Below are 15,373 nucleotides of genomic sequence, written 5' to 3'. Positions count from 1 at the left end.
GCAATGGATATTGACGCGATGCGCAAGGCGGCGGCGCAGGCTGGCGCGATGCTGCGCACCTTGGGCAACGAAGATCGGCTGCTGCTGCTGTGCCGGCTCAGCCAAGGCGAGATGGCGGTGAGCGAGCTGGCGCAGGCGCTGGATATCCGCCAGCCGACGCTGTCCCAGCAGCTTGGCGTGCTGCGCGAGGAGGGATTGGTCTCCACCCGACGCGCCGGTAAGCAGATTTACTATGCGGTGGCCGACGCTAAAGCGCTGGCGCTGCTCCATACCCTATATCAACTCTATTGCCCACAGCCGGAGAACCGCGATGACCATTGACTGGCAACACTTCACGCCGTATTCCGCGCTGGCGGGCGGAGCCATTATCGGCGCAGCGGTGGCGCTGCTGCTGCTGTTCAACGGCCGGATCGCCGGCATCAGCGGCATTACCGGCGGTTTATTGAGCGCGGGTGGCCGCGAGCGGGGCTGGCGCGCCGCATTTCTTGGCGGGTTGCTGATTTCCCCCTGGCTGTATGCTGCCGCAGCGGCTTTGCCGTCTGCTGAGATCGCGGCCGGCAGCGGCGGGCTGGCGGTAGCAGGGCTGTTGGTGGGGGTGGGGACACGATTGGGCAGCGGTTGCACCAGCGGGCACGGCGTGTGCGGCGTCGCGCGGCTGGCACCGCGTTCGCTGGCCGCCACGGCGGTGTTTATGCTGCTGGGTTTTATGACCGTGTGGCTGATGCGCCACCTGCTGGGAGGGTGAGATGTTTAAATCTCTGTTGGCGCTGCTGAGCGGCGTGATTTTCGGTCTGGGGCTGATCGTCGCCGGCATGGCCAATCCGGCCAAAGTGTTGGCGTTTCTCGACGTTACCGGCCAGTGGGATCCTTCGCTGGCGCTGGTGATGGTTGGGGCGATCGCGGTCGCGGCGCCGGCCTTCTTGTGGGCGCGGCGACGCGAGCGGAGCCTGTTGGGCGAACCGCTGCAGATCCCGGCCGCCGGGCGTGTGGATCGCCGTTTGCTGGCGGGCAGCGCGCTGTTCGGCGTCGGTTGGGGCATCGCGGGCATTTGCCCTGGCCCCGCCTGGGTGTTGGCGGGGGCGGAGATACAGCGGGTATGGCCGTTCCTGCTGGCGATGCTGGCGGGCATGGCGCTGTATGAGATTATCATGAGGCGGAGGCGTACATGTCGATAGTCAAGGCGGTGTTGCGCATCGCGCGCCCGACCGATCGGTTGCAAGAGATTGCCGCGCTGTATTGTTGCGGGCTGGGGTTCGAAAAGCTGGGCGAGTTTGTCGATCATCAGGGCTTTGACGGCATAATGATCGGCCATCCGCAGCATGCCTACCATCTGGAGTTCACGCAGCATCGCGGGGTGCGGGTCGGGCAGGCGCCGACGCAGGATCATCTGCTGGTGTTTTATCTGCCGGATGAGAACGCATGGCGAGCCGCGTGCGAGCGGATGCGGGCGGCAGGATTCCTGGCTGTCACCGCCTATAACCCCTATTGGGATAGGGCGGGGCAAACCTTTGAAGATCCTGACGGCTACCGGGTGGTCCTGCAACATCAGGCCTGGCAAGGATAAAAAAAACCGGCGCCTTGAGCGCCGGTTTGCGAGATAAAAAAGGGGTATCCGTCAGGCGCTGGTCGCCGGTTTCTGCGCGCTCTTGGTCTGGGTATTTTCCAGCATGCGGCGAATCGGCACGATCAGCACGATAAGCACGGCGGCGCAGATCAGCAGCGCGACTGAGCAGCGAGCGAACAGATCCGGCAGCATATCCAGTTGGTCGGCCTTGACGTGACCGCCGATCAGACCGGCCGCCAGGTTGCCCAGCGCGCTGGCGCAGAACCACAGCCCCATCATTTGCCCGCGCATTCTCTCCGGCGCCAGCAGCGTCATGGTGGCCAGGCCGATCGGGCTCAGGCACAGCTCACCCAGCGTCAGCATCAGGATACTGCCCACCAGCCACATCGGCGATACGCCGGCGCCGCCGTTGCTCAGCACATTCTGCGCGGCCAGCATCATCAGGCCGAAACCGCCGGCGGCGCACAGGATACCGATCACGAACTTGGTAATGCTGCTCGGGCGCACGTTATTGCGCGCCAGTGCAGGCCAGGCCCAGCTGAACACCGGCGCCAGCAGGATGATGAACAGGGCGTTGATCGACTGGAACCACACCGCCGGGATCTCGAAGCCGCCGACCATGCGATTGGTGTAATCGTTGGCGAACAGGTTGAACGAGGTCGGTTTCTGTTCAAACGCCGACCAGAAGAACGCGGCGGAGATCAGCAGGATAAAGCACACCAGCAGGCGAGCGCGCTCTTTGCGGCTCAGGCCGGCAAAGGCGAACAGATAGATGAAATACAGGGTGACCGACGCGGCGATCACGTACACCAGCACGCTGGCTACTTCGACCGGGTTGATGACGATGGTGCCCTGAGCGATCAGCACGATGACCGCAGCCAGGCCTACCGCCAATGCCAGCAGCCAGGCGCCGACGCCTTTTTTCTTCGCGACCGGGCTGTTCCAGGTGGAATCCAGGCCCACCTCGCGGTCATAGCGTTTCATCGCCGGGACGGCGAACACGCGGAAGATCACCAGCGCCACCAGCATCCCGATACCGCCGATGCCGAAGCCCCAGTGCCAGCCGTGTGACTTGATCAGCCAGCCGGAGATCAACGGGGCGATGAACGAACCGATGTTGATGCCCATGTAGAACAGCGAGAAACCGCCGTCGCGGCGCGCATCGCCTTTCTTGTACAGCGTGCCGACCATCACCGAGATACAGGTCTTGAACAGGCCGGAACCGAGCACGATGAACATCAGGCCGATGAAGAACAGGTTGGTGCCCATCACCGCGGACAGGGCGATCGACAGGTGGCCGAGGGCGATCAGAATCGAACCGTACCAAACGGCCTTGCGTTGGCCGAGCCAGTTGTCCGCCAGCCAGCCGCCCGGCAGCGCCGCCAGGTACATGCTGCCGGCGAAGATGCCGACGATCGCCGACGCGTTCTCGCGCGCCAGACCCAGACCGCCGTCGTATACGGTGGCGGCCATAAACAGGATCAGCAGCGGACGGATGCCGTAGAACGAAAAGCGCTCCCACATTTCGGTGAAGAACAGAGAACCCAGCGGATAGGGATGGCCGAAGAAGGTCCGGCTTTCTGACTTATTGACAGAGGATTGCATAACGATTTCCCAATAAAAAGGCGCTGCATGGCTGCAGCCCGTACTGTGGTTGTATGTGTATTTAATGAAGGCGATCCGCCCAATGCGGATTACCCGACAAAACCGCGGCTGCAACGCTGATAAACCGTGGAAAGCGTGCTGACCTTTTCTTCACTTGGCCGATGGTTCACATCTGGCGTGATATTATTTAACCATTTGATAACTGGTCGTTGGTTTTGTCTAGTACCTGTATCCCATTTTTTAGACGAAAAGTCGACAAGCATCTCCTTTTCTGGTTTTTCTGTTGGTTATGACAGGAATATGATTGACAGCGGGTTTTATGCGCTGAAGGTTAATTAATTGTTGATAAACAAGATGTTGTAGTAAGAATGTTCCGAGTGGGGCGAAAATTCGCCGGCCCGCAGGAAGCATTATTAAAAGTAGGGGAAACGCGCCGTTGATCCGGCCAATCGCGGAAATTGGCGATAAATGCAGCTATTGTTCTTCCTGCAGCGTGTCTTCCCGCATATAGCCCGGCCGCCGCCGCAGACACCACCAGGAATAACCGGCGTTGAACAGCACCACCAAAGCGGTGACGGCGAAGACCGCGCGAAAACCGTAGCCGGCGGAGACCGCGGCGCCGAGCAGCGGGCCGCTGACGTTGCCGACGTCGCGGAACGACTGGTTGTAGCTGAAAATTCGGCCGGCGACCTGATTGGTGCAGTTATAAATCAACAGGGTCTGTACCGCCGGCAGCAGCGCGCCGTCGGCCGCCCCCAGCAGAAAGCGCAGTACGCCGAGCTGCCACGGCGTTTGCACGAACGCCATCGGGATCAGCAGCAGCACCGAGACGATCAGCATAAAGACCAGAATGCGTTCCGGGCCGATGCGATCGCCCAGCTTGCCCAGCCGTGGGGCGCTCATCAATGCCGCGACGCCGGGCACCGAGGCGATCAGCCCGCTGATAAACGCCAGATTATGGGTCGCGCCGGCCAGATCGCGCACATACAGCGTCAGGATCGGGGCAATTGAGCCGGTGGCGATCTGGATGATCATGGTGGTGACGAACAGGCTGAGCACCAGCTTCGGGTTCTTCAGCGAGGCGAACACCTGTTTTGCGTGCAACATGTCGCGCTTTTGCACCGGGGTGAATTGCTCTTTAACATACAGCAGCGTCAGCACGAAGCAGACGAACAGCACCGCGGCGGTGATATAAAACACCGGACGCAGGCCGTACAGATCGGCCAGCAGGCCGCCGATCAGCGGGCCGACCAGCGCACCGCCGACGCCACCGGTAGACAGGGTGCCGAGCGCCCAGCCGCTGCGGTTGCGCGGCACCTGGGTGGCGATCAGCGCGTTGGCGTTGGGAATGAACCCGCCGAGCAACCCCAGCACCGCACGCAGCGCGAGAAACTGCCAGACCGTTTGCGCCATACCCATCAGCACCATGACGATCGCCATGCCCAACGCCGAGCGCAGCAACATCAGTTTACGGCCGCGTCGGTCGGCCAGGGCGCCCCAGAACGGCGCGGCGATAGCGGAAAACAGGAAGGTAATGCTGAACAGCAGACCGGACCACATGTTGAGCGCCTGATGGCCGGTTACGCCGAGGGTCTCGACGTACAGCGGCAGAAACGGCATCACCAGGCTGAAGGCGGCGCCGGTGAGAAAGCACCCTACCCACGCGACGAAAAGGTTGCGTTTCCAGTTAACGGGTTCTGCTGCCGAAGCCATAAATGTCCATTGCCGAAAGGTGACGCGTTTTGCCGGCGGCAAAAAGATGAAGGGCAAAACGTGAAAGTTAGCCTGATAAGTATGCGCCGCCGGCGCGGCTACGGCAAACCAGAGGACGGGAATAGGGCGAAAAATGAAATAAAGTTTTAAAAATGACGTTTAAACCTTATTCCGCGCTTGGCGCGCGGAATTTTCAGCGTTTTATAGGCCGGCCAGCGCCTCGAAACCGGCGGCGGTGGTGGTGGCGCTAAAGTCAGTGACCTCGTAGTGAGCCACGGCGTTGAATGGATCTTCGGCCAGGATGGCGTCCAGCCGCGCGCGTTCAATGCCCTTGGCCAGGATCACGCCGCCGGTGCGGGGATTCTTGCGGCCGGAGGCGATGAAGGTGCCGTCCTGAAAATATTTCTTAAGCCAGGCGATGTGCCCGTCAAGGTGGCTGTCGACGTCGGCGATCGGGCGATGGTAGGTCAGGCTGACAATGTACATGGCGGCTCCGGGGTTGGCGGCAAAGGCTTTACCATCCCACCCTCGCCGTCGATTCTCAAGAGGCGCGCAATAAAAAACCCGCCGGCGGCGGGTTTGCTTTATCAGTAGAGCGAAGGCTCGCCTTCCGGGCGGGTCTTGAAGCGGCGATGCAGCCACATGTATTGATCCGGCGCCATCAGGATCTCTTTTTCCACCACTTTATTCATAAAGGCGGCGGCATCGAGTTCGTTATCCAGCGGGAAGTTTTCCACCGCCGGCTGCATGATCAGCTCATAGCCTTTGCCGTCCGGCAGGCGGCGCGGGGTGAACGGAATGATCGCCGGTTTGCCCATCCGCACCAGCACGTAACTGCCGGTGGTGGTGGCGGCTTTGTCTACCGCGAACAGCGGCACGAATACGCTGCTGCGCGGGCCGTAGTCGTGATCCGGCGCATACCAGATGATATCGCCCTGTTTCAGGGCGCGGATCATGCCTTTGATGTCTTTGCGATCCAGCATCGATTTGTTGGAACGCATGCGGCCCCAGGTTTGCAGCCAGTCCATCAGCTTGTTATCGTGCGGGCGGTAAACGCCGATGCCCGGGTTGTGAATGCCGAAGATGCGCGCGCCCAGCTCCAGCGTCAAAAAGTGCAGGCCAATCAGCAACACGCCCTGCTGGTTGTCGCGCGCCTTTTGGATGTGCTCCAGGCCGCTGACCTTGAACCAGCGCTCGATGCGCCAGTTGGGCCAGAACCACGCCATGCCGGTTTCAAACAGCCCCATGCCGACCGATTCGAAATTCTTTACCACCAGCGCATCGCGTTCGGCCTGCGGCATGTCGGGAAAACAGAGCTCGAGGTTACGCTGGGCGATAGCGACGCGTCGCTTGAGAAAGCGCATGGAAAATCGCCCAATCGAGGTGCCGAGCCAGTAGATGACGGGATAAGGCAGCAACACCAGCAGATACAGCAAGCCGATGCCGACCCAGGTCAGCCAGTAGCGCGGGTGCAATAAGGAACGATTGAAAGTAGGAACTTGAGTCATGGGTTCTCTGTTTGAATACGGTTGTTTAAGTGTAATGACAGAGTCATAGCATGGTCTGGCAGCCGGGTGAGCTCGGCGGCAAGGTTCGTTTCTGCCGTTTGTTTGCGACTATTGTGGCATTTTTCTGGCGATCCGGGAAAACACAACGCATTAAAATCCCTTTTTGGGCGTTAAATATGCATCGAATGCCGAATTTTTCCACAATCTTTCCTGCCAAAGATAATGGCGATATTATTGCTGGTAATTATTCAGAGGGTAAATATGTTGGCACCATGGATCAGTGCGGGGCTGCTGGTTTTGGGCGCGGCGGTCGGCAGCGTCGGCGCGCATCTGCAGGTGAACGCGATATTGGCGCTCGCCGGCGTGATGATGGCGCTTGGTATGCTGGCTTCCGCGTTTACCGAAGGCGGCGGACGCTGAACGGGGCGTTTGCGCCAGGGCTGCGCGGCGGCGGTTTTTCGGGTATGATGTGCGCCGCGCGCGGGCCGGCAGGCTGCGCGCGATAATCAGTCACCTCCCGAAAGACAGGAAAGTACACCATGCCAGTGTTACATAACCGAATTTCTAATGAGGAACTGAAGGCGCGCATGCTGGCGGAAACCGAGCCGCGCACCACAGTTTCTTTTTACAAATATTTCTCCATCGACGATCCCAAAGCGTTTCGCGACAGCCTGTACGTTCAGTTCGAAAAATTGAAGGTGTTCGGCCGCATCTACGTGGCGAAAGAGGGCATCAACGCGCAGATCAGCGTGCCGCAGCATAACTTCGACGCGTTCAAAGCCGCGCTGTTCGCCTCGCACCCGGCGCTGGATCAGGTTCGCCTGAATATCGCGCTCGAAGACGACGGCAAATCCTTCTGGGTGCTGCGCCTCAAGGTGCGCGAGCGCATCGTGGCCGACGGCATCGATGACGAGAGCTTTGACCCAAGCAACGTCGGCGAATATCTGCAGGCCGATCGCGTCAATCAGATGATCGACGATCCGAATACGGTGTTCGTCGACATGCGCAACCACTATGAGTACGAAGTCGGTCACTTCGAAAACGCCATCGAGGTGCCGTCGGATACCTTCCGCGATCAGCTGCCGATGGCGGTGGAGATGCTGCAGGACAGCAAAGACAAAAACATCGTCATGTACTGCACCGGCGGCATTCGCTGTGAAAAAGCCAGCGCCTATATGCTGCACAACGGCTTTAAAAACATCTACCACGTGGAAGGCGGGATCATCGAGTACGCCCGCAAAGCGAAAGAGCAGGGGCTGCCGCTGAAGTTTATCGGCAAAAACTTCGTGTTCGATGAGCGCATGGGCGAGCGCATTTCCGACGATGTGATCGCCAACTGCCACCAGTGCGGGGCGCCGTGCGATACCCACACCAACTGCAAAAACGACGGCTGCCACCTGCTGTTCATTCAGTGCCCGAGCTGCGCCGCCAAGTTTGAAGGGTGCTGCAGCGAGATTTGCCGCGAAGAGCTGAAGCTGCCGCGCGAAGAGCAGCGCGCGCGCCGTGCCGGCCGTGAAAACGGCGTCAAGATCTTCAATAAGTCGAAAGGCCTGTTGCAGACTACGATGCACATTCCGGCACCGGAAGAAGAAGGCCCAGCCCGCTGAGCCTGAGGAAATGAGAAGCCCGGCCGCCAAGCCGGGCTTTTTTACTTATTTCTCGCGCACGCCTTCTACGGAGATGATCAGCTCAACGTCTTGCGACGCCGGGCCCAGATCGGTGGTGATGCCGAAATCTTTCAGCTTGATCTTGCCGTTGGCTTCAAAGCCGGCGCGGTAGCCGCCCCACGGATCGTTGCCCTGGCCAATCAGTTTGGCGTCCAGCGTAACCGGTTTGGTCACGCCGTTCAGCGTCAGGTTACCGACCACCGCATAACCGTCGCCGCTTTTCTTCACTTCGGTGGATTCAAACTTGGCCTGCTTGTTCTTCTCCACGTTGAGGAACTCGGCGCTGCGCAGGTGCTTGTCGCGCTCGGCGTGGTTGGTGTCGACGCTGGCGGTATTGATGGTCACGTTGACTTTGTCCTTGGACGGATCTTTTTCGTCGAAGGTGAAGCCGCCGTCGAAGTCTTTAAAGCTGCCGTACAGCCAGCTGTAACCCAGGTGCTGGATGCGGAACTCGATAAAGGCGTGCTGGCCCTGTTTGTCGATCTTGTAGTCCGCCGCCAGTGCGGAACCGGCGCTCAGCAGCAGGGCGCCTGCGGTCAGGCCCAATACGGTCTTTTTCAACATAGCAATCTCCATAAATCCAAAGGTTAATCGGCGCTGCTACCCAGCATCCGTTTCAAAGTGACATCACGATCGATAAAGTGATGTTTAAGCGCGGCCAGCCCGTGCAGTACCGAGAGCACTACCACGGCCCAGGCCAGGTAAAGGTGTATGGCGCCGGCGGTGTCGGCTTGCTCCGCCATGCCGGTCACGGTGGCGGGTACGTCGAACCAGCCGAATACGCTGATCGGTTGGCCGTCGGCGGTCGAGATCAGATAGCCGCTGATCAGAATGCCGAACAGCACGGCATACAGCGCCAGATGCGCGAGAATGGCGCTGACGCGAGTGAGGCGGCCATAGCTGGCCAGAGGCTTGGGCGGCGGCGAGACAAAGCGCCAGATCACGCGGATCACCATCACGATGAACAGCAGCGTGCCGATGCTTTTGTGGATCTCCGGCGCCTGGTGGTACCAGACGTCGTAATAGCCCAGCGTGACCATCCACAGGCCGAGGGCGAACATGCCGTACACCGTCAGCGCCACCAGCCAGTGGATCAACACTGACACATGGCCGAAACGATCGGCGGTATTTTTCCAGAGCATCCTGTTTCCTTCGATTACCGATTGGCTGGCTGCAATAATTAAACTTTAGGAAACATAAAATCAATAATAAATTTAACTATGTTACTTCTTAGAAATATTAGTCAGTGAATTTGTTTGAGATGTTCGGAGTTCATCAGATAAATCGTTGAAGATGATATGATTTCTTTCACGTGGCGATTATGCTAGTTGTTGAAAATTAGGCTTATTATCTATTAATGTCAGCTTTTGTCATTTTACGTAAACCGTTCATGGATTGCTGGGCGGGATTATTGGTTGGCAAAGGTTATGCCTATTTCTTGCGGCGAAGAGCAGGGCGGAAAGATTAAATTATTCGAACGGTTACGCTAAATCCTCTGCGGCGTGACGGCCGACTTTGCTACCATTAGCGCCAAGAGTCGGCTCTTTGTGGCCGGTTAACCCAGTGAAATAACAAGGAAACGTCATGGGCCGAACCCGAGTAACCGACAGCAGCCTGCGTTTGGCCGTCCTGTTGGCGATGTTGGTGATCATTTTGGCCGGGGTGAAAGCCGCCGCCGACATCGTGGTGCCGTTTCTACTGGCGGTATTCCTCGCCATGGTGCTGAACCCGCTGGTGACGATGCTGGAACGCCGCCGGGTGCCGCGCATCCTTGGGGTGACGCTGCTGGTGACGGCGGTGATCGTGGTCGTGATGCTGTTTATCGGCATGCTGGGCGCTTCGCTGAACGAGTTCGCCCGCTCGCTGCCGCAGTACCGCGGCATGATGATCGAGAAACTGCGCGAGCTGCAGCATTACGCCGATCGCTTCAATATCAGCCTCTCCAGCGAAGCGATGCTGCAGTATGTCGATCCCAGCGCGGCGATGAATCTGGTTACCCGCATGCTGGGGCACCTGTCTGGCGCCATGACCAACGTCTTCCTGCTGCTGATGACCGTGGTGTTTATGCTGTTTGAAGTGCAGCTGCTGCCTTATAAGCTGCAGCAGGCGTTGGATAAGCCGAACGAAGGCCTCGCCGCGATGCGGCGGGCGCTGGACGGCGTGACGCGCTATCTGGTGATTAAAACCATCATCAGCCTGGCCACCGGCGTGATCGTCTGGATCTTCCTGGCGGCGGTCGGGGTGCGCTTCGCCTTTATCTGGGGGCTGCTGGCGTTTCTGCTCAACTATATCCCCAATATCGGCTCGGTATTGGCCGCCATTCCACCGTTGATTCAGGCGCTGCTGTTCAACGGATTGGGCGATGCGCTGGTGGTGGCGGGCGGCTTTATCGCTGTCAACATGGTGATCGGCAATATCCTCGAACCGCGGGTGATGGGGCGCGGGCTGGGGTTGTCGACGCTGGTGGTGTTCCTGTCGCTGATCTTTTGGGGTTGGCTGCTCGGCCCGGTGGGCATGTTGCTGTCGGTGCCGCTGACGATCGTGGCGCGCATCGCGCTGGAGACCACCGAGGGCGGCTATCGGCTGGCGGTTATCCTGGGGGACGGCCGCCCGCCGCGCCAGCCTCCGGCGGCGCCGGAGTGAGGAGTGTTCTTGTAGCCACGTTGAGCCGTGCGTTGTTAATGCGCTTTGAATAAGCCACCCAACGGTGGCTTAACGCTTATACTGTTAGTGCTGACTGGGAACATTGGCTAATCAGTAAAAACTACAACCACTTAGACCACTTTACATAGGCGACACAAACAACAATGGCCCAGATGAGGGTGAGATAAAAACCAGCCTTTGGAAACACTGAAACGAGAATAACCCCGCCCAAAATAATGAGTACAACAGGGATTAAGTAAGCGAATGAGTTACCCAGCCATTCAATCAACCACTTCATTTTGTGAGAATCTTGTTCATTAGAAAAATAATTTCCTCTTCATCACTAGTGCCTGAATTAGTCAGGTAGATGATTCTGTTCATTTCTGGCTCGATCATAAAGTACAGCAACTCTAGGTTTTCTTTGTAGAGAGCTGAGTAATAGTTAGGCTCTGAAAATTGAAGTTTTCTTGCAGAAAGGGCGGCTGTTTGCATTTTTCCATAGAAACTTAAAACGCTTACGGCAACTAAGCTACTTTTATTGATGATGTTAATATGTGATTCTTTGAAATCGTGGGATTCAGTAATTAGTTTTGCGATCGTGTACGCAACTGACAATTTAGAAAACTTTTCTGATGCATGGTTAGCAAGTTTTTCAGTGATAGTTTGCATAATCTTATGCTGGCCAGAGCCACTGATTCTACTAAGCTTAATATTAAAATAGATTTCCACCATATCCAGTACTACGTCTTTTCGCTGGTACACCTGCCGAATTGATAACAGCATGCGGGTATCTTCTTGTCTCAACTGCTTACATACGTCTTTGTAGTCATCAAACAGACAGGAACCATACCAACTTGCTCGCTCGGCACCAGACCTAACACTCTGTACAGTATTGGTAGTGTCTTTCTTGAGTTGTACAAGGGATCTCTCAATACTTAGAGCAATGGCTCGGTCTGCTTGCATCTTTAACTTGAGATAGGACATGCGTTATCATTTCCTTTGATGTAGAATCCTTTGGGTGATTATATATTGAACAGTAAATAATGCAAGGATGACCAATGAAGAGAGCAATTGCATATATCGTATTGACTCTGATCTACTTTGTGCTACTGGCTGAAATAGTTTTCAGGCGTTTATCAGAGGATACGTACTTAAAGGTAGCGAAGATCTCAAACTCACTAGGTTTAATGAGTTCGTCGTTTGACTCTCTAATTGTTATGCTTATTTTAATTTCGGTCGTTATGTCTTGGGTAACGATACGTCTTATCGCAAAGTTTAGAGCATGATAATGTCCGGCGTGCTAATAAAATGGCATCTCGCCACTAATAATTTAACATTATCGGAAAAGTCGCACTCCCCTCCATTGCATTTTATTTATTGGGAACTCCGTTGAATAAGGGCTCTTCCACCGCCAACCGTCTTCGATGTTGTCGGAGTGAGGAAGATCTTGCCGTTCACACCGGGCTGCGCGGCGTGTTGCAGCGCCGCTGCGTACTGATGCAGAGGGTAAATCGCGGCGGGCGGGCGCAGCGCCAGCTGGCCGCGGCGCAGCAGCTGGAATAGCTGATAAAACGCCGTTTGCCACTGCGCCGGCGCCGCCTGCGCATTCCATTTACGCAGGTGGAACAGCGAAGCGTGCAGCTTTAACTCATCCACTACGCGCCGCCAGTCCACCTGGTGCCCGCCTAAAAGGCCCAGCGCCACGAAATCGCCGCCGGAGCGAACCGCTCGTGCCAACTGCAATCCGTCTTCTCCGCCGATGCAGTCGATGGCGGCGCGGGCGCCAAAATGGGGCATTTGCGCCAGCTGCGGCGCTTCGATAACGCGCCAGGCGCCGGCGGCCAGCAGCGCCTGGCGATGGGCGGCGTTGCGCACCACCACCGCCAGACGAATACCACGCAGCGCCGTCAGCTGCGCCAACAGCAGGCTAACGGCGGAGCCGCCGCCGTTGAGCAGCAGCACGTCGCCGGCGTTGAGCGGCAGCCATTGCGTCAGCAACACCCAGCAGGTGAGCGGGTTGATGTAAATCTGCGCCGCGTCGTTGTCGTCGATGTCGTCCGGCACCCACACCACCCGATCCTCAGGCAGCGTGACGAAGGTTTGCCAGCTGCCGTCACCCGCTACCGCCAGCGCGCGTCGGCCGGTCGAGCGCCCGCTCTGCGGATCGACGATGACGCCTGCGCCTTCATAGCCCGGTACCTGCGGCAGGGCGATACGGTGCGCGTATTGGCCGTGAATCGGGATCAGGTCGGAAGGATTGATCGGGGCATAGCGCATCTGCAGCAGCAGCCGGCCGGGGCGCAGCGGCGGCCTGTTCACCTGCTGCAGCGTCAGCACCTGGGCGGGATCGCCGAAGCGGTTGAAGCTCAATCGGGGAAATGACGACGGCATGGGTTACAGTACGAAGAAAAAGTAGACATCCAGCGCCAGCAGCACCAGCCACAGGCAAAGATACAGCACCAGGTGCTCACGCACGTTGTTGACGATAGCCGCCAGTATTCGGTTTAACATTTCAGCCGCCAGAAGAAAGAGACCTTTGATTATAGTCCTTTTCTCGGCGTCTTTTATAGCGCGCCGCGCATGAGCGCTGGAAGAATGGCGATAAAAAAGCCTGCGTTATCGCAGGCTTGATGTCATACCGCCAGCAGCGCCAACGGCGTCGAGTTCGTTGGCGTGTTCGGCGGGTAGAAATAACGCAGCACGTTATACAACGAGTAGAACTCCAGCCGGTTGCGCGCGTTGATCTTCTCCGTGATGTGGCGCTTGTGCACGTACACCGTATGCGAGCTAATTTGCAGTTTTTTCGCGATGCGGTAGTTGGGCATCTCCGCCATCCAATATTTCATCACCGTCAGTTCCTGCGGGCTGAACAGGGAACGCTCTTCGCCGTCATCGGCCAGCGCCAGCGGATTTTCGCGCAGCGTGCGCAAGGTGAGCGGCAGAATGCTTTTATTGAACAGAAACGCGTTATCGGCGATGCGCATTGGCGTTTCGCTGTAAGGGTAAGGCGTATCGAGATAGATAAACAGCAGGGCAGACTGGCTGGCTTCCATAAACGCCAGCAGCTGTGCGTCCGCTTCGTTATAGCGGCACTGGTTGCTGAGGTTCACCAGAATGTGGCTCGGCTGAAAGCTGGCCAACAGCGGCGTAGCGTACTCAATGCTGTGGCAGCACTTGATCGTCGTAATCCCACTATCAGCAAAGTAGCTGGCTATACCGACCCGGGTGAAGCAGCATTCGTCCACGACAAGTAGTTTCATGGTGACGTCCTTGTTGAAAGCCGATGGAGCATATCTTCTGTAAAATAGGACTTACACTGCAAGTGTTCAATTCGGAAATTCAACTGCTGAATGCAAGAAATTTCCGTTATAAGAATTTTTACTTGGTATTTAAAAGAGTTAGCAGGTTAAGAAATTGTAACCGTCAGATTTCGCTGTCCAGGGCTCGACGGGAACCAGGACAGCGACAGCCTTCGCTTAGCTAAATCGTTTCAGACCAAAGCTGGAGATGTCGACCGGCGGCGCTTTGTCCTGCGCGAACAGCGCGGCAATCTCGCCCAGTGCGCTGGCGAACTTGAAGCCGTGGCCGCTCAATCCGCTGATGACCATCAGACGATCGCACTCCGGCAGGGTATCGATAATAAAGTCTTCGTCGGGGCTCATATCATAGCTGCAGGCTTCGCCGTGTAAACATACGCCTACACCCGGTAAAAACTGCCGCAGGAAGGTGAAGACTTCGGTGCCGTCGCTGGCGTGGCTGCCGAAAGGTTTACGCTGCTCGGGGGCATCCATCGGCTGGCCACCGTCGTGTTTGCCCACTTTCAGGCCGTCGTTATCCGCCGGGAAGCCGTAATAGTGCGTGCCGTCTTGCGCTTCAACGGTAAAGGCCGGGAAGCGATTGTTCACGCTGTAGCGGCCATCCGCCTGATGCCAGGAGAATACCTTGCGCAATGGCGCAACCGGCAGCTGCGGCAACAGCGCTTTCACCCAGGTGCCGGCGGTGACCACCGCTTTTCGCGCCGTGAAGCGCCCTTCGCCGGTGACGACTGCAACGCCGCCATCGATAGGCTCCACCGCGCTGACCGGGCAGTTGAACAACTGGCTGCAGCCGGCCTCTTTCGCCAGCTTGATCAGGCTGGCCACCGCCAGTTCGGAACGCAGGAAGCCGGCGTCCGGCTCGAAAACGCCGACGTAACCTTCCGGCGTGCGGAATTCCGGCCAGCGTTGAGCAATCTGTTCGGCGCTGAGGGTTTGCGCGTTCAGGCGGAATTTTTGCGCGCTCTGCTGAGCATTGCGAATGAATTCGGAGTGCTGTGGCCCCAGGTTGAGTACGCCGCACGACTGGAACAGTTCCTCGTCGGATTGTTGAATCAGCGCATTCCACAGCGCCTGCGCGCGCAGCACCAGCGGCACGTACTTTTCGCCTTCGCCGTAAGCGTGACGGATAATGCGGGTATCGCCGTGATGGCTGCCGTTTCGGTGCGGGGGGATAGCGCTGTCGATCATCAGCACTTTCAAGCCGGCCCGCGTGGCATAATAGCCTGCCGCCGCGCCGACGGAACCGCTGCCCACCACAATCAAATCATATTCCACGTACCCACCCTCTCTGATAGCGAATTCTTATCGCCCCATGATAAAAGGTTGGCGGGCGCAATGCACTGATTGAACGGCGAA

18 protein-coding genes are annotated in these 15,373 nt (G+C 57.6%); 7 read left to right on the top strand and 11 right to left on the bottom strand.

From position 1 onward, the window contains the following. The first annotated feature begins 3 nt into the window (after positions 1-3). Genes ACJ8HB_RS01795 through ACJ8HB_RS01780 form a run of 4 tightly spaced genes read left to right on the top strand, consistent with a single transcriptional unit; the run spans position 4 to position 1,564 of the window. Positions 4-321 (top strand): ArsR/SmtB family transcription factor, encoded by a 318-nt coding sequence (locus tag ACJ8HB_RS01795; protein ID WP_033638023.1) that lies wholly within the window; start codon positions 4-6, stop codon positions 319-321. After that, positions 311-745 carry a YeeE/YedE family protein gene (locus ACJ8HB_RS01790; protein ID WP_047568091.1) on the top strand — a complete coding sequence of 145 codons (435 nt, stop codon included), beginning with the start codon at positions 311-313 and terminating at the stop codon, positions 743-745. The genes ACJ8HB_RS01795 and ACJ8HB_RS01790 overlap by 11 nt, the downstream gene beginning before the upstream one ends. Before the next feature lies 1 nt (position 746). Continuing rightward, positions 747-1,175, top strand: coding sequence for a YeeE/YedE family protein (locus ACJ8HB_RS01785; RefSeq protein WP_039566628.1), 429 nt, complete (start codon positions 747-749; stop codon positions 1,173-1,175). Then, positions 1,166-1,564 (top strand): VOC family protein, encoded by a 399-nt coding sequence (locus ACJ8HB_RS01780; RefSeq protein WP_094859785.1) that lies wholly within the window; start codon positions 1,166-1,168, stop codon positions 1,562-1,564. Before ACJ8HB_RS01785 ends, ACJ8HB_RS01780 begins: the two co-directional genes overlap by 10 nt. A gap of 51 nt (positions 1,565-1,615) precedes the next feature. On the opposite strand, the gene ACJ8HB_RS01775 is transcribed toward ACJ8HB_RS01780, so the two are convergent. The 4 genes from ACJ8HB_RS01775 to ACJ8HB_RS01760 form a co-directional block, all read right to left on the bottom strand. After that, the gene (locus ACJ8HB_RS01775) at positions 1,616-3,169 is read right to left on the bottom strand and encodes a peptide MFS transporter (protein WP_033638027.1); all 1,554 of its coding nucleotides are present in this window, start codon (positions 3,167-3,169) and stop codon (positions 1,616-1,618) included. 474 nt (positions 3,170-3,643) lie between these two features. Beyond that, complete coding sequence (mdtG, locus tag ACJ8HB_RS01770) at positions 3,644-4,882, bottom strand: multidrug efflux MFS transporter MdtG (RefSeq protein ID WP_047568085.1); 1,239 nt, start codon at positions 4,880-4,882, stop codon at positions 3,644-3,646. Positions 4,883-5,083: 201 nt separating this feature from the next. After that, on the bottom strand, positions 5,084-5,368 hold the full coding sequence (locus ACJ8HB_RS01765; RefSeq protein WP_033655070.1) for a YciI family protein: 285 nt from the start codon (positions 5,366-5,368) through the stop codon (positions 5,084-5,086). A 101-nt stretch (positions 5,369-5,469) separates the two neighbouring features. Beyond that, positions 5,470-6,390 carry a Kdo(2)-lipid IV(A) acyltransferase gene (locus ACJ8HB_RS01760; RefSeq protein WP_033638030.1) on the bottom strand — a complete coding sequence of 307 codons (921 nt, stop codon included), beginning with the start codon at positions 6,388-6,390 and terminating at the stop codon, positions 5,470-5,472. A gap of 261 nt (positions 6,391-6,651) precedes the next feature. On the opposite strand from ACJ8HB_RS01760, the gene ACJ8HB_RS01755 reads away from it, so the two are divergent. Together ACJ8HB_RS01755 and trhO are read left to right on the top strand one after the other, a co-directional pair. After that, the gene (locus ACJ8HB_RS01755) at positions 6,652-6,810 is read left to right on the top strand and encodes a hypothetical protein (protein WP_033638031.1); all 159 of its coding nucleotides are present in this window, start codon (positions 6,652-6,654) and stop codon (positions 6,808-6,810) included. A gap of 119 nt (positions 6,811-6,929) precedes the next feature. Continuing rightward, positions 6,930-7,997, top strand: a complete 1,068-nt coding sequence (trhO, locus tag ACJ8HB_RS01750; protein WP_033646457.1) for an oxygen-dependent tRNA uridine(34) hydroxylase TrhO — start codon at positions 6,930-6,932, stop codon at positions 7,995-7,997. 45 nt (positions 7,998-8,042) lie between these two features. On the opposite strand, the gene ACJ8HB_RS01745 is transcribed toward trhO, so the two are convergent. Both ACJ8HB_RS01745 and ACJ8HB_RS01740 read right to left on the bottom strand, forming a co-directional pair. Next, positions 8,043-8,621 carry a YceI family protein gene (locus ACJ8HB_RS01745; RefSeq protein WP_016928208.1) on the bottom strand — a complete coding sequence of 193 codons (579 nt, stop codon included), beginning with the start codon at positions 8,619-8,621 and terminating at the stop codon, positions 8,043-8,045. A gap of 23 nt (positions 8,622-8,644) precedes the next feature. Further along, entirely contained in the window at positions 8,645-9,199 is a 555-nt protein-coding gene (locus tag ACJ8HB_RS01740) for a cytochrome b (protein ID WP_004927830.1), read from the bottom strand. Between the two features lie 442 nt (positions 9,200-9,641). Here ACJ8HB_RS01740 and ACJ8HB_RS01735 point away from each other — a divergent pair, with 442 nt between their 5' ends. After that, a complete protein-coding gene (locus tag ACJ8HB_RS01735) occupies positions 9,642-10,700 on the top strand; it encodes an AI-2E family transporter (RefSeq protein ID WP_033646455.1) in 1,059 nt (352 codons plus the stop codon). Positions 10,701-10,994: 294 nt separating this feature from the next. On the opposite strand, the gene ACJ8HB_RS01730 is transcribed toward ACJ8HB_RS01735, so the two are convergent. From ACJ8HB_RS01730 to solA, 5 genes are all read right to left on the bottom strand, one after another. Beyond that, complete coding sequence (locus ACJ8HB_RS01730) at positions 10,995-11,684, bottom strand: hypothetical protein (protein ID WP_047568082.1); 690 nt, start codon at positions 11,682-11,684, stop codon at positions 10,995-10,997. 390 nt (positions 11,685-12,074) lie between these two features. Further along, the gene (locus tag ACJ8HB_RS01725) at positions 12,075-13,091 is read right to left on the bottom strand and encodes a zinc-dependent alcohol dehydrogenase family protein (protein ID WP_052133443.1); all 1,017 of its coding nucleotides are present in this window, start codon (positions 13,089-13,091) and stop codon (positions 12,075-12,077) included. A 3-nt stretch (positions 13,092-13,094) separates the two neighbouring features. Further along, on the bottom strand, positions 13,095-13,211 hold the full coding sequence (locus ACJ8HB_RS01720; protein WP_033638034.1) for a DUF2770 family protein: 117 nt from the start codon (positions 13,209-13,211) through the stop codon (positions 13,095-13,097). 122 nt (positions 13,212-13,333) lie between these two features. Continuing rightward, entirely contained in the window at positions 13,334-13,960 is a 627-nt protein-coding gene (locus ACJ8HB_RS01715; RefSeq protein WP_033646453.1) for a LuxR C-terminal-related transcriptional regulator, read from the bottom strand. A 216-nt stretch (positions 13,961-14,176) separates the two neighbouring features. Next, positions 14,177-15,292, bottom strand: coding sequence for an N-methyl-L-tryptophan oxidase (solA, locus tag ACJ8HB_RS01710; protein WP_047568078.1), 1,116 nt, complete (start codon positions 15,290-15,292; stop codon positions 14,177-14,179). Positions 15,293-15,373 lie beyond the last annotated feature (81 nt).

Origin of the sequence: Serratia sp. CY27727, assembly GCF_052169275.1 — a bacterium.
Taxonomy (GTDB): domain Bacteria; phylum Pseudomonadota; class Gammaproteobacteria; order Enterobacterales; family Enterobacteriaceae; genus Serratia; species Serratia sarumanii.
The sequence above is the reverse complement of the archived record's forward strand: the minus strand, read 5'-3'. Positions and strand labels throughout refer to the sequence as shown.

What these genes read in the sequence shown, in the direction of transcription:
- ACJ8HB_RS01730 (WP_047568082.1), bottom strand. Translation starts at nt 11,684, where the DNA reads ATGTCCTATCTCAAGTTAAAGATGCAAGCAGACCGAGCCATTGCTCTA.
- trhO (WP_033646457.1), top strand. Translation starts at nt 6,930, where the DNA reads ATGCCAGTGTTACATAACCGAATTTCTAATGAGGAACTGAAGGCGCGC.
- ACJ8HB_RS01765 (WP_033655070.1), bottom strand. Translation starts at nt 5,368, where the DNA reads ATGTACATTGTCAGCCTGACCTACCATCGCCCGATCGCCGACGTCGAC.
- ACJ8HB_RS01740 (WP_004927830.1), bottom strand. Translation starts at nt 9,199, where the DNA reads ATGCTCTGGAAAAATACCGCCGATCGTTTCGGCCATGTGTCAGTGTTG.
- ACJ8HB_RS01745 (WP_016928208.1), bottom strand. Translation starts at nt 8,621, where the DNA reads ATGTTGAAAAAGACCGTATTGGGCCTGACCGCAGGCGCCCTGCTGCTG.
- ACJ8HB_RS01760 (WP_033638030.1), bottom strand. Translation starts at nt 6,390, where the DNA reads ATGACTCAAGTTCCTACTTTCAATCGTTCCTTATTGCACCCGCGCTAC.
- ACJ8HB_RS01725 (WP_052133443.1), bottom strand. Translation starts at nt 13,091, where the DNA reads ATGCCGTCGTCATTTCCCCGATTGAGCTTCAACCGCTTCGGCGATCCC.
- ACJ8HB_RS01795 (WP_033638023.1), top strand. Translation starts at nt 4, where the DNA reads ATGGATATTGACGCGATGCGCAAGGCGGCGGCGCAGGCTGGCGCGATG.
- mdtG (WP_047568085.1), bottom strand. Translation starts at nt 4,882, where the DNA reads ATGGCTTCGGCAGCAGAACCCGTTAACTGGAAACGCAACCTTTTCGTC.
- ACJ8HB_RS01715 (WP_033646453.1), bottom strand. Translation starts at nt 13,960, where the DNA reads ATGAAACTACTTGTCGTGGACGAATGCTGCTTCACCCGGGTCGGTATA.
- ACJ8HB_RS01790 (WP_047568091.1), top strand. Translation starts at nt 311, where the DNA reads ATGACCATTGACTGGCAACACTTCACGCCGTATTCCGCGCTGGCGGGC.
- ACJ8HB_RS01775 (WP_033638027.1), bottom strand. Translation starts at nt 3,169, where the DNA reads ATGCAATCCTCTGTCAATAAGTCAGAAAGCCGGACCTTCTTCGGCCAT.
- ACJ8HB_RS01780 (WP_094859785.1), top strand. Translation starts at nt 1,166, where the DNA reads ATGTCGATAGTCAAGGCGGTGTTGCGCATCGCGCGCCCGACCGATCGG.
- ACJ8HB_RS01735 (WP_033646455.1), top strand. Translation starts at nt 9,642, where the DNA reads ATGGGCCGAACCCGAGTAACCGACAGCAGCCTGCGTTTGGCCGTCCTG.
- ACJ8HB_RS01785 (WP_039566628.1), top strand. Translation starts at nt 747, where the DNA reads ATGTTTAAATCTCTGTTGGCGCTGCTGAGCGGCGTGATTTTCGGTCTG.
- ACJ8HB_RS01720 (WP_033638034.1), bottom strand. Translation starts at nt 13,211, where the DNA reads ATGTTAAACCGAATACTGGCGGCTATCGTCAACAACGTGCGTGAGCAC.
- ACJ8HB_RS01755 (WP_033638031.1), top strand. Translation starts at nt 6,652, where the DNA reads ATGTTGGCACCATGGATCAGTGCGGGGCTGCTGGTTTTGGGCGCGGCG.